Source organism: Listeria sp. PSOL-1, assembly GCF_902806445.1.
Classification (GTDB): domain Bacteria; phylum Bacillota; class Bacilli; order Lactobacillales; family Listeriaceae; genus Listeria.
Map to the genome: position 1 here is coordinate 1,780,996 of NZ_LR760298.1, position 12,278 is coordinate 1,793,273.

15 protein-coding genes and 1 rRNA gene are annotated in these 12,278 nt (G+C 39.6%); 1 reads left to right on the plus strand and 15 read right to left on the minus strand.

The genetic code is table 11. The features are described 5' to 3' along the window. Nucleotides 1–44 precede the first annotated feature (44 nt). The 8 genes from G6Q10_RS08615 to G6Q10_RS08650 form a co-directional block, all read right to left on the minus strand. A 16S ribosomal RNA gene (locus tag G6Q10_RS08615) occupies nt 45–1,597 on the minus strand. Nucleotides 1,598–1,897: 300 nt separating this feature from the next. Then, nucleotides 1,898–2,932, minus strand: a complete 1,035-nt coding sequence (locus G6Q10_RS08620) for a P-loop NTPase (RefSeq protein ID WP_163655123.1) — start codon at nt 2,930–2,932, stop codon at nt 1,898–1,900. Between the two features lie 224 nt (nt 2,933–3,156). Next, a complete protein-coding gene (gene rpsI / locus G6Q10_RS08625; protein ID WP_163655124.1) occupies nt 3,157–3,549 on the minus strand; it encodes a 30S ribosomal protein S9 in 393 nt (130 codons plus the stop codon). 28 nt (nt 3,550–3,577) lie between these two features. After that, a complete protein-coding gene (gene rplM, locus G6Q10_RS08630) occupies nt 3,578–4,015 on the minus strand; it encodes a 50S ribosomal protein L13 (RefSeq protein ID WP_163655125.1) in 438 nt (145 codons plus the stop codon). 188 nt (nt 4,016–4,203) lie between these two features. Continuing rightward, nucleotides 4,204–4,962 carry a tRNA pseudouridine(38-40) synthase TruA gene (gene truA, locus G6Q10_RS08635; RefSeq protein WP_163655127.1) on the minus strand — a complete coding sequence of 253 codons (759 nt, stop codon included), beginning with the start codon at nt 4,960–4,962 and terminating at the stop codon, nt 4,204–4,206. Between the two features lie 16 nt (nt 4,963–4,978). After that, on the minus strand, nt 4,979–5,776 hold the full coding sequence (locus G6Q10_RS08640; protein WP_163655129.1) for an energy-coupling factor transporter transmembrane component T family protein: 798 nt from the start codon (nt 5,774–5,776) through the stop codon (nt 4,979–4,981). Next, entirely contained in the window at nt 5,776–6,645 is an 870-nt protein-coding gene (locus tag G6Q10_RS08645) for an energy-coupling factor ABC transporter ATP-binding protein (RefSeq protein WP_163655131.1), read from the minus strand. The genes G6Q10_RS08640 and G6Q10_RS08645 overlap by 1 nt, the downstream gene beginning before the upstream one ends. Further along, nucleotides 6,621–7,460: an energy-coupling factor ABC transporter ATP-binding protein gene (locus tag G6Q10_RS08650; RefSeq protein ID WP_163655133.1), complete on the minus strand. Its 840-nt coding sequence runs from the start codon at nt 7,458–7,460 to the stop codon at nt 6,621–6,623. Before G6Q10_RS08650 ends, G6Q10_RS08645 begins: the two co-directional genes overlap by 25 nt. 125 nt (nt 7,461–7,585) lie before the next feature. Between G6Q10_RS08650 and G6Q10_RS08655 the strand changes: the two genes are divergently transcribed. Then, nucleotides 7,586–8,248 carry an MgtC/SapB family protein gene (locus tag G6Q10_RS08655; protein WP_163655135.1) on the plus strand — a complete coding sequence of 221 codons (663 nt, stop codon included), beginning with the start codon at nt 7,586–7,588 and terminating at the stop codon, nt 8,246–8,248. A 248-nt stretch (nt 8,249–8,496) separates the two neighbouring features. Here G6Q10_RS08655 and rplQ read toward each other — a convergent pair whose 3' ends face one another. The 7 genes from rplQ to G6Q10_RS08690 all read right to left on the minus strand — a co-directional run bounded on the left by rplQ (nt 8,497) and on the right by G6Q10_RS08690 (nt 12,217). Then, nucleotides 8,497–8,904 (minus strand): 50S ribosomal protein L17, encoded by a 408-nt coding sequence (rplQ, locus tag G6Q10_RS08660; RefSeq protein ID WP_163655137.1) that lies wholly within the window; start codon nt 8,902–8,904, stop codon nt 8,497–8,499. A gap of 26 nt (nt 8,905–8,930) precedes the next feature. Then, complete coding sequence (locus tag G6Q10_RS08665; RefSeq protein WP_163655139.1) at nt 8,931–9,875, minus strand: DNA-directed RNA polymerase subunit alpha; 945 nt, start codon at nt 9,873–9,875, stop codon at nt 8,931–8,933. Between the two features lie 111 nt (nt 9,876–9,986). Continuing rightward, nucleotides 9,987–10,376, minus strand: coding sequence for a 30S ribosomal protein S11 (gene rpsK, locus G6Q10_RS08670; RefSeq protein WP_163655141.1), 390 nt, complete (start codon nt 10,374–10,376; stop codon nt 9,987–9,989). A gap of 32 nt (nt 10,377–10,408) precedes the next feature. Further along, entirely contained in the window at nt 10,409–10,774 is a 366-nt protein-coding gene (gene rpsM, locus G6Q10_RS08675; RefSeq protein ID WP_163655143.1) for a 30S ribosomal protein S13, read from the minus strand. Between the two features lie 19 nt (nt 10,775–10,793). Beyond that, complete coding sequence (gene rpmJ, locus G6Q10_RS08680) at nt 10,794–10,907, minus strand: 50S ribosomal protein L36 (RefSeq protein WP_003156543.1); 114 nt, start codon at nt 10,905–10,907, stop codon at nt 10,794–10,796. A gap of 101 nt (nt 10,908–11,008) precedes the next feature. Continuing rightward, nucleotides 11,009–11,227, minus strand: a complete 219-nt coding sequence (infA, locus tag G6Q10_RS08685) for a translation initiation factor IF-1 (protein ID WP_163655145.1) — start codon at nt 11,225–11,227, stop codon at nt 11,009–11,011. Nucleotides 11,228–11,569: 342 nt separating this feature from the next. Then, nucleotides 11,570–12,217, minus strand: coding sequence for an adenylate kinase (locus G6Q10_RS08690; RefSeq protein ID WP_163655147.1), 648 nt, complete (start codon nt 12,215–12,217; stop codon nt 11,570–11,572). Nucleotides 12,218–12,278 lie beyond the last annotated feature (61 nt).

The following is a 12,278-nucleotide window of genomic DNA, read 5'->3' on the forward strand; positions in this document are numbered from 1 at the left end:
TGAACAAAAGAAGAAGAAAGCATCCTAGGCTTCCTATTCCTTAGAAAGGAGGTGATCCAGCCGCACCTTCCGATACGGCTACCTTGTTACGACTTCACCCCAATTATCTGTCCCACCTTCGGCGGCGGGCTCCAAAAAGGTTACCCTACCGACTTCGGGTGTTACAAACTCTCGTGGTGTGACGGGCGGTGTGTACAAGGCCCGGGAACGTATTCACCGCGGCATGCTGATCCGCGATTACTAGCGATTCCGGCTTCATGCAGGCGAGTTGCAGCCTGCAATCCGAACTGAGAATGGTTTTATGGGATTGGCTTCACCTCGCGGCTTCGCTGCCCTTTGTACCATCCATTGTAGCACGTGTGTAGCCCAGGTCATAAGGGGCATGATGATTTGACGTCATCCCCACCTTCCTCCGGCTTGCACCGGCAGTCACTTTAGAGTGCCCAACTAAATGCTGGCAACTAAAATCAAGGGTTGCGCTCGTTGCGGGACTTAACCCAACATCTCACGACACGAGCTGACGACAACCATGCACCACCTGTCACTTTGTCCCCGAAGGGTAAGCTCTGTCTCCAGAGTGGTCAAAGGATGTCAAGACCTGGTAAGGTTCTTCGCGTTGCTTCGAATTAAACCACATGCTCCACCGCTTGTGCGGGCCCCCGTCAATTCCTTTGAGTTTCAACCTTGCGGTCGTACTCCCCAGGCGGAGTGCTTAATGCGTTTGCTGCAGCACTAAGGGGCGGAAACCCCCTAACACTTAGCACTCATCGTTTACGGCGTGGACTACCAGGGTATCTAATCCTGTTTGCTCCCCACGCTTTCGCGCCTCAGCGTCAGTTACAGACCAGAGAGCCGCCTTCGCCACTGGTGTTCCTCCATATATCTACGCATTTCACCGCTACACATGGAATTCCACTCTCCTCTTCTGCACTCCAGTCTCCCAGTTTTGAGTGACCCTCCTCGGTTGAGCCGAGGGCTTTCACACCCAACTTAAGAAACCGCCTGCGCGCGCTTTACGCCCAATAATTCCGGACAACGCTTGCCACCTACGTATTACCGCGGCTGCTGGCACGTAGTTAGCCGTGGCTTTCTGGTTAGATACCGTCAAGGGATAAGCAGTAACTCTTATCCTGTTTCTTCTCTAACAACAGTGCTTTACGATCCGAAAACCTTCTTCACACACGCGGCGTTGCTCCGTCAGACTTTCGTCCATTGCGGAAGATTCCCTACTGCTGCCTCCCGTAGGAGTCTGGGCCGTGTCTCAGTCCCAGTGTGGCCGATCACCCTCTCAGGTCGGCTATACATCGTCGCCTTGGTAGGCCTTGACCCCACCAACTAGCTAATGTACCGCGGGCCCATCTATCAGTGACACCGAAGCGTCTTTCTTCATCGGTTCATGCGAACCGAAGATCTATGCGGTATTAGCACCTGTTTCCAAGTGTTATCCCCCGCTGATAGGCAGGTTGCCCACGTGTTACTCACCCGTCCGCCACTCACGAACACATATGAGCAAGCTCATGCGTGTTGTTCGTTCGACTTGCATGTATTAGGCACGCCGCCAGCGTTCGTCCTGAGCCAGGATCAAACTCTCATTAAAATGATGTTGAATACTTATTCATAAGTATGAATAAGCTTCCTTACTCGTTAAACGGTGCTAGCAAATTTTTACTAACGTTTTTGATGGAAACGACTTTTCGTTTCCTATCCTAGGAATTTTGGGTGAAACATTTCGTTTCATCGCTTTTTCTTCTTTTTTATTCAGTTTTCAAAGGGCAATTATTTCTACATCTTTGCGTATTAGCAACGTTTATAAATATACCAATTTTTTATTCATTCGTCAATAGTTTTGCTGATTTTTTTACTAGAATGCATAAAAAACTATTTTTCAGCATATTTCCTATTTTATAAATACCAGATTGCTCAGTTTTTGAGCCAAAACTTGATAGGCTTGCCCAATGATTTCTTCTTTTTGATAAATAGCAGATGTATATTGCTTTTTATTTTTAGATGGCTGAGAAATTGGGATTTGAATTAATAATTCTGTTTCTAACATTTCCGCAACTTTTTCTCCTCCACCTTCACCAAAGACTGGATAGTTTTCCCCGTTTAATGCCAAATAAGACATATTTTCGACAACACCAAGTAATGTATGGTTATTCTTTTGAGCCATGTACCCTGCTCTTATTGCCACCATAGCTGCAGCTTGATGTGGGGTAGTGACAATAATTTCATGGCATGCAGGTATTAACGTATGAATATCTAGTGCAACATCTCCGGTTCCTGGTGGTAAATCGAGCAGTAAATAATCAAGTTCTCCCCACTGCACATCCTCAAGAAACATTTTAATCATTTTTCCAAGCATTGGGCCGCGCCAAATCACAGGTTCCCCTTCATTTATAAAAAAATCCATGGAGATTACTTTGACGTTATTCGATATTCCTGGAATGATTATCCCGTTTTCTTTTTTTGGCGCGGTCATATCACCCATCAAGACTGGGATGCTAAAACCATAAATATCTGCATCAAGAACTCCTACTTTTTTTCCTTGCTGAGCAAGAGCCACCGCTAAATTAGCTGTTATCGTTGACTTCCCAACTCCCCCTTTTCCACTTGCAACAGCAATGAACTTAGTTTGACTTGTCTCCGATAAAATATTATCTTTAAGTGCATAAATCCGGTCAATGACCTCTGAAGGTAAGTATTCTAACTCTATATCAATTTTTGCAAAGCCAAACTGTCCAATGAGTTCTTTTATATTCTTTGTAAATTCAGCGGTAGCTATTTCTGGGTCAGCAAGTGCAAGACAAATTCTTACGGTTTCAGACGAAATAATCTCAATATCAAGCACTCCTTCTGTCTCTTCTAACGTCATTTCTAAAACTGGATCAGATAATCGATATAATAATCTTGTGATTTGCTGCTCATTTAACATTTCTTCCCCACCTACTTACTTGAGTTTGTTTATTTTCACGGTCAATTGTTATGATACCATTTATATTACTCCCTGTTAAATAATCTTTCACTGCTATTCCTTCACATTTTTTCAAATTCGTTATTTAGGTGCTTCTGTTCTTATATTTTTCATCTTCTTTATTAAAGATCAACAAAAAAGCCTTTCTTGTAAATAACCAAGAAAGGCTTTTAAAACGCCAAATATTAACGTTTTGAGAATTGAGGCGCACGACGAGCACCTTTAAGACCATATTTTTTACGTTCTTTCATACGTGCATCACGAGTTAGTAAGCCAGCTGCTTTAAGTGCTGGGCGGTATTCTGGAGCTACTTGTAAAAGAGCTCGAGCTACTCCGTGACGGATGGCACCAGCTTGACCAGTATAGCCACCGCCATGTACGTTTACTAATACATCGTAGCTCCCTAGTGTTTCAGTTGCAACTAGGGGTTGTTTGATTATTTCTCGAAGTGCTGCGAATGGAATATGAGTTTCCCAATCTCGATTATTAATAACAACTTTACCACTGCCAGGTACTAAACGTACACGAGCTACTGAACTTTTACGACGTCCTGTTCCATAATATTGAAGTTGAGCCACTTAGATTTCCTCCTTTGTATAAAATAAATTAGCCGCGTAATGTATAAACTTCTGGTTTTTGCGCTGCATGTTCGTGCTCGCTGCCACCATATACATGTAATTTTTTGAATTGTGCTCGTCCAAGAGAATTTTTTGGAAGCATACCTTTAACAGATAGCTCGATTAATTTCTCAGGATTATTTGCACGCATTTCTCCAGCTGTACGGGATTTTAAACCACCTGGATATTGTGAGTGACGATAATAAATTTTGTCAGTTGCTTTTTTACCAGTAAGTGCGACTTGACCAGCATTAATAACAATAACAAAGTCTCCAGTATCAACATGTGGAGTGAATTGTGGTTTTGTTTTACCGCGAAGAATAGATGCTACTTCGCTAGATAAACGACCTAGTGGAATACCTGCAGCGTCGATCACGTACCATTTACGTTCTACTTCGCCAGGTTTCGCCATATAAGTTGTACGCATGAGTTACCCTCCTAAAATCTTTTCAAAATGAGCGCCCGGAACCGTTCCTTGTTCCGAAACCTAAATAAAATATACTATTGTTTTATTCAACACAACAACCTTCCGGGGCTTATTGTGGGGTAAACAATACCATAGTCCATAATACAATTTTTACGCTTAAAAGTCAATGATGTTCTCTATGAATTTATTTAATGCGGTTGTTCTAAATAAGAAACTTGCCACAAATATAAGCCTTGTGGCGAAACAGTCTTACTGCTTAATTGCGTGCGATCTTTAGCTGACAGGATTTGCTTTATTTCTGCTGATGTTAGTTTACCACAGCCGACATCAAGTAACGCACCAGTTAATATTCGAACCATATTATATAAAAAGCCACTTCCCACATAACAAATAACTAGTGTATCCGCATCTTTCTCAATGAAGTCAATCGAAAATAACGTTCGTATCTTACTTTCTTGCTCTGAACGCGCTGAACAAAAACTCGTAAAATCATGTTCTCCGATTAGAGTTTGTGCAGCTTCTTTCATTTTCATCAAGTCTAAATGATATGGAAAATGTAATGCAAAATGGCGACTAAATGGATCAAATATTTTCGTCCGCTTAATAACATACCGATATTCCTTTGAAATCGTATGAAAACGGGCATGAAAAGCTGTGCTAACTTTTTCTACTGATAAAAAGCTGATATCAAGTGGCGTCATGACTTGTAAAGCCTGGCGATACTTAGCTTCTGGAATATTAAGCGGCGAATCGAAATGAATCACTTGCCCTACTGCATGAACTCCTGTATCTGTTCTTCCAGAAGCAGTAATTCTTATGTGTGCTCCTTTATGCATTTTTCGAAGCGCTTTTTCAATTTCTTCCTGAACAGTGCGTGTATTGGGTTGAATTTGATATCCAGAAAAACCACTGCCATCATATGAAATTATTGCTTTAAATCGTGTCATTTGTATTTACGGCTCCTTAATTTTTTAACCATATTAACAGTGCAGCAAGAACAATAAGTGAAATAATCAGTATGGTATCTAAATAGCTCCATTTTAGCAATCGAAAACGTGTTCGACCATGTCCGCCTCTATATCCACGAGCTTCCATCGCAATCGCTAAGTCTTCTGCACGTTTAAAAGCACTAATAAATAAAGGCACAAGCAATGGAATAATCGCTCGAATACGGGTTTTTATTTGTCCGCTTGTAAAATCGACACCACGAGCTTTTTGAGCTTTCAAAATTTTTTCGGCTTCATCCATCAGCGTTGGTATAAAGCGAAGAGAAATACTAAGCATAAGCGCTAATTCATGCACCGGAAAACGTACTATTCTAAATGGAGTTAGTATTTTTTCAAGCCCATCCGTTAATTGGATAGGACTGGTTGTTAATGTTAAAAGTGTTGTCATAAAAATAATTAAAACAAAGCGACAGAACATTCTAACCCCATTTAACAAACCAAGCATTGTTATTTTAATTGGACCAATAGCAAGTAAAGTCGCACCCCCTTGCGTGAAAAAAATTTGCAAAATAAGTGTAAGTAAGATAAGCCACATAATTGGTTGTAAACCTTTTAAAAAGAAAAGAAAGGGTACTTTTGAGCTGAAGACGAGATATAAGGCATAAATAAATAATACGCCATAAGTTTGCCAGTTATTTGCCAAAAAAACGATAAGAATAAAAAACATGACCGCTGTAATTTTCGCACGCGGATCAATGCGGTGCAACCACGAATCGCCTGGAATGTAACGCCCGAGAATCATTTTATCCATCATCACTCGCCACCGCCATTCTTTAAGTATGGCGTAATCGCTGTAATAAGTTCTTCAATGGTTAAACAGGTTGTTTTTAATTTAACTTGAAATTTTTGCTCAAATTCATGTTGAAACCGTACAACATCAGGGACTAATAAACCTAATTCAAGCAATTGCTCAGTTTTTGTGAAAATTTCTCGCGGAGTGGCTGTTTGAATAACCGTCCCTTTTTTCATTAAAATGATTTGCTCAGCATAGCGTGCTGCGTCTTCCATACTGTGTGTCACAAGGATCGTCGTTAATCCTTTCTCTTTATGTAGTTTATGAAACATTTCCATGATCTCCGTACGCCCACTTGGATCAAGGCCAGCAGTTGGTTCGTCGAGCACAAGAACATCTGGCTCCATCGCAAGCACACCAGCAATTGCCACACGTCTCATTTGCCCACCAGAAAGTTCAAAAGGTGAACGCGTTAAAATATCCTCGCTTAAACCTACTTCACGAATGACTTTCCGTGCCCGCTTTCTAGCTTCTTCATCTGAAATGCCAAAATTAAGCGGTCCAAAGCAAATATCTTTTTCCACTGTTTCTTCAAAAAGTTGTGCTTCTGGAAATTGAAAAACAACACCCACATGTTTGCGCAAATCACGTAATTTTTTCTGTTTTACACCCGCAACGATTTTTCGTTCTCCGATAATTAATGTACCTTCTGTAGGCTGAAGCAAAGCATTTAAATGTTGAATTAATGTTGATTTGCCAGAACCAGTGTGTCCAATAATAGCGGAATAGCTCCCTTCTTTAAAGGTAACATTTACATTAGTTAATGCACGGGTTTCAAATGGGCTATTTTTTTGATAGCAATATCCTACTTTTTCGAATGTAATGTCCATAATTCTTCAAGCAATGCTCCTTCCGCAAGAACTGTATCACTCTTATATAAGCCTTGTTCTGTCAGACGATCTTGTAGCTCAATGATAAACGGTACGCCAAGTCCAATTTCTTTCAATTGTTTCGCTTGTTTAAAAATTTCTTGTGGGCTGCCTGCTTGGTAGACTTGTCCTTGATTCATTACGATAACTCGGTCAGCAGATAACACTTCGTCAAGATCATGTGTAATTGAAATGACAGTAACTTCTTCTCGCTCGCGCAAAATACGTATAATCTCCATCACTTCTTTCCGCCCTTTAGGATCAAGCATAGAGGTTGCTTCATCCAAAATAATGACATTGGGTTGTAACGCGATGACACCAGCAATAGCTACACGCTGCTTTTGCCCACCAGAAAGCCGTGCTGGTTCCTGCAATTTATAATTTGTCATTCCCACTTCAGAAATAGCATTATGAACACGTTGAACCATAATGTCATGAGGAACACCATGATTCTCCAGACCAAAAGCAACATCATCTTGTACAGTTGCACCAACAAACTGGTTATCAGGATTTTGAAAAACCATTCCCACTTGTCTGCGAATATCCCAAATTGTTTTTTCACTTAAGACAAAATGTCCGATTTTAATAAATCCAGTTTCTGGAAATAATAAACCATTTAATAATTTAGCGATTGTAGACTTGCCAGAACCATTATGCCCAACAAGCGCGAGCCATTCTCCTTTTTTTACGGAAAAAGAGACATCGTTTACCGCATAAACAGATTCTTCTTCATATTTATACGAAACATTCTTAAATTGAACAAGATTTTCTAGCATACTTACACCTCTTTTATGAGCTTAGATAATTCTTATTATATTACAAATAGAAGATGAGGGCAAAAGGCTCCTTATGTTTGTTTTCATGGGATTAAGGGGATATATATAATAAAGAGGTGAAGATAATGTGGTGGGATTTTTTACTGCGCCTCATAGTGGCAAGCATTCTTGGAGCAATTATTGGTCTAGACCGAGAATTCCGTGCGAAAGAAGCAGGATTTCGTACGCATTTCCTTGTCTCACTTGGTAGCGCTTTAATCATGATTGTTTCACAGTATGGTTTCGGCCAAGTTGCAGGGAAAAATGGTATCGTTGTTGATCCTAGTCGGGTTGCTGCACAAGTCGTAAGTGGAATCGGTTTTATCGGAGCTGGAACAATTATTATTCAAAAACAATTTGTTCGTGGTTTAACTACTGCAGCAGGACTCTGGGCAACTTCTGGAATTGGACTTGCGATCGGTGCTGGAATGTACATAGTCGGCTTTGGTGCAACTATTCTTACTTTGGTTGGTTTAGAATTTTTAAGTATTATTTTTAAATCTGTGGGGCTTTATAGTATAGCTTTAGTTTACTCAACAGACAATAAAGCTAACTTAGCAAAAATCACCCGTTTTGCCAGGCAGCAGGGCTTTCGGATAACAAATTATGAAACTAAAAAAGACTATTTTGGTGATACAAGTGTTTTTCGTGTTTCTTTCATCGTAAAAGCTAAAACTTACCAAGAGGGAACAAAGTTGTTTGACTATATGCAGGAATTGCCTGATTTGACAATTGAGAAAATGGAATAAAAAATAGAGTCATAAATAAATCGGCGACAAGCGCTTGTAGTTCTCATTAAATAAGTTTGCCAGACTTTCGGTTCTCACGTACAGTCGTACGTTACGCTTCCGGTTTCTGGCAAACTTATTTTTATTAAAAACAAAAAAAGCCTGTGCTCCTCCCTATATCGTACATGAGAGGAGCACACAGAGCTAGACAAGGCCAAAAAACATGGCTTATCATGACACTCTACCTGCTTTACTTACACTTTTATCTATTAAACTAGTTCGATTATAACCATTGGTGCTCCGTCACCACGACGAGGGCCTTTTTTATAAATGCGAGTATATCCACCTTGACGATCAGCATACTTAGGTGCTACGTCATTGAATAATTTTTGTAACGCATAAATTGGTTGGTTTACTTTTACAGTTGAACCATCTTTTTTTGTTTTTTCGATTTGTTTCACTTCAGCAACTTCATGGCGGATGAATGCTTCCACTTGGCGACGAGCATGCAAATCACCTTTTTTACCAGAAGTGATCATTTTCTCAACAACTTTGCGAACTTCTTTAGCACGTGCTTCAGTTGTTTCAATGCGTTCATTGATAATTAAATCAGTCGCTAAATCACGTAATAAAGCTTTACGTTGAGAGCTTGTACGACCTAATTTTCTGTAACCCATAGAAATTTTCCCTCCTTACTTTTTTATCAGTTTTCGTTTCTTAGAGATAAGCCTAAATCAGCAAGTTTTACTTGGACTTCTTCAAGAGATTTACGTCCTAAGTTACGAACCTTCATCATATCGTCTACAGATTTGTCAGCTAGTTCTTGTACAGTATTAATACCAGCACGTTTTAGACAATTATACGAACGGACGGATAAATCTAATTCTTCAATTGTCATTTCTAGAACTTTTTCTTTGTGACTTTCTTCTTTTTCGATCATGATTTCGGCTTTTTGAGCTTCATCAGTTAAATTAACAAAAATACTTAAGTGCTCAGAAAGAATTTTTGCACCTAAAGAAACAGCTTCTTCCGGGCTAATACTTCCATCAGTTAAAACATCAAATGTTAACTTATCGTAATTCGTTAATTGTCCAACACGTGTATTTTCTACTTGGTAGTTGACACGGATAACTGGTGAAAAAATGGAATCAATCAAAAGCACCCCAATAGGCATACTTTCACGTTTGTTCTGATCGGCTGGTGTGTAACCGCGGCCGCGAGCTGCATTCAAACGAACATGGAATTTAGCATTTTCACTCAGCGTTGCGATATGCAAATCTGGATTTAAAACTTCAATATCACTATCGAAATTAATATCTCCAGCGGTAACAACACCTGGTCCTTGAATATCGATTTCTAAGGTTTTTTCTTCTTCAGAATAAACTTTTAAAGCTAGTTTTTTGATATTCATGATAATGGTTGTCACATCTTCAACTACACCTTCAATTACAGAAAACTCATGCAATGCACCATCAATTTGGATAGATGTAACTGCTGCACCAGGAAGTGAAGATAATAGAATACGACGTAAGGAGTTACCCAAAGTTGTACCATATCCACGCTCAAGTGGCTCTACAACAAACTTCCCATACTTGGCATCATCGCTGATCTCAATCGTCTCGATTTTTGGCTTTTCAATTTCGATCATTCAAATTTACCCTCCTTCAAAACGTCTTATTTCTTAGTTCCAAAGTCTAACCTCTGCCTTTCTCCAGACAGAACAAACCACTCTTTTTGTCGTCAAAAATGCGGCTATTTGTTATACACGACGACGTTTTGGAGGACGGCATCCGTTATGTGGCACTGGAGTTACATCTTTGATTGCAGTAACTTCTAGACCAGCTGCTTGTAAGGCACGAATTGCTGCTTCACGACCAGAACCAGGGCCTTTAACTGTTACTTCTAAAGTTTTAAGGTTATGTTCCATCGCTGTTCTTGCAGCAGTTTCAGCAGCCATTTGAGCGGCAAAAGGAGTAGATTTACGAGAACCTTTAAATCCTAATGCACCTGCGCTTGACCATGAAATTGCATTACCCTGCATATCAGTGATCGTTACAATTGTATTATTAAACGTGGAACGAATGTGTGCAATACCGCTTTCGATATTCTTTTTCACACGGCGTTTACGAGTATTCGTTTTACGAGCCATTCACTAACTACCTCCTTTGCTAATAACTTAAATTATTTCTTCTTACCTGCAACGGTCTTAGAAGGACCTTTACGAGTACGAGCATTATTTTTAGTATTTTGTCCACGAACGGGAAGACCACGACGATGACGCATACCACGATAAGAACCAATTTCGATTAGACGTTTAATGTTTAAGTTCACTTCACGACGAAGATCCCCTTCTACTTTAATACGGTCTACGATTTCACGGATTTTACCTAATTCTTCTTCTGTCAAATCACGAGTACGAGTATCCTCTGAAACACCTGCTTCTTTAAGTACTTGTAGAGCAGTTTGTTTCCCAATACCGTAAATATAAGTCAAAGAGATGACGATACGTTTTTCACGTGGAACATCCACACCTGCAATACGTGCCATTTAGCTAAGCACCTCCTTATTATCCTTGTTTTTGTTTATGCTTTGGATTTTCACAAATTACCATTACTTTACCTTTACGACGAATAACTTTACATTTTTCGCAAATAGGTTTAACAGATGGTCTTACTTTCATTCAATATACCTCCTTGTTTACTAGAGAAAATGTCTCTATAAACCGATACTTACTAAGCTGGCGAACCAGACCGGTATATAAATTCAGGTCTCAAGAGCAAATTATTTATAACGATAAGTGATTCTACCGCGTGTTAAGTCATACGGAGAAAGTTCAATTGTTACTCGATCACCAGGTAGAATGCGGATGTAGTGCATACGGATCTTACCTGAAACAGTGGCAAGCACTTCATGACCATTTTCAAGTTTAACCTTAAACATCGCATTAGGCAACGTTTCTTGAACTTCACCTTCTACTTCAATGACATCTTCTTTTGCCATACGTTCGCTACCTCCTTCTTTATTTACTAGGATCACTTGGGTTTTGCTTTATTCGGTGTAAATACTCTATTTACATGAAAAAACGTTAAACGCCAATCCGCACAAAACTGCGGGACAAAAGTATTTAGAAAACCTGTAAAGTGAAATCCGTAAATCCAGAAGAATAGTAAAAACTTACAATTCAGTAGTTTTCCATATGGGTTGGATAGAATACGGGGCGGTTCTCTCGTTCATCATGATTTGCTAAAACGTATTTATTCCACTGCCAATTACCCATTATACTACAAACACTTAAGTTTTGCACGGATAAATTTTGACAAGGAATCTCAAGAGCAGCTCTCCTTAAAAAGAAGCAAGAATTTTTTCCACATCACAGAAAACGTCGTCAATCTCTTGTTCACCATTAATGTTGTGAAGTTTACCTGTTTCTTTATAAAAATTGAGCAATGGCTCTGTTTGTTTTAAGTTGACGTTTAAGCGATTTTCAACTGTTTCTTTTTTGTCATCTTCGCGTTGATAAAGTTCGCTTCCATCCTCATCACAAATACCTTGTGTTTTAGGTGGATTGTAAATTTCATGATAAGTCTTACCACAAGTTGGGCAAATCCAACGTCCAGCAAGACGTTTTACTAAAATATCCTTATCAACATTGATGTTTATTACAGCATCAAGTTCAGTCCCAAGATCGCTTAAAATTTGTTCAAGTGCTTTAGCTTGTTCCACAGTACGCGGAAAACCATCAAGCAAAAAACCATTTTTTGCATCATTTTCGGCCAAACGTTCGCGAACGATACCGTTTGTCACTTCATCAGGAACTAAATTACCTTTATCGATATAAGATTTAGCTTCTACTCCTAAATCTGTGTTCATTTTCATTGCTGCACGGAACATATCCCCAGTTGAGATGTGAGGGATATTATATTTTTCAACAATCTTCTCAGCCTGTGTACCTTTACCAGCACCAGGAAGTCCCATTAATACTAACTTCAACTGATTCGCTCCTTACTTACACACGGATGGTTTCTGTCGGGAAACCCCCAACAGATACCGC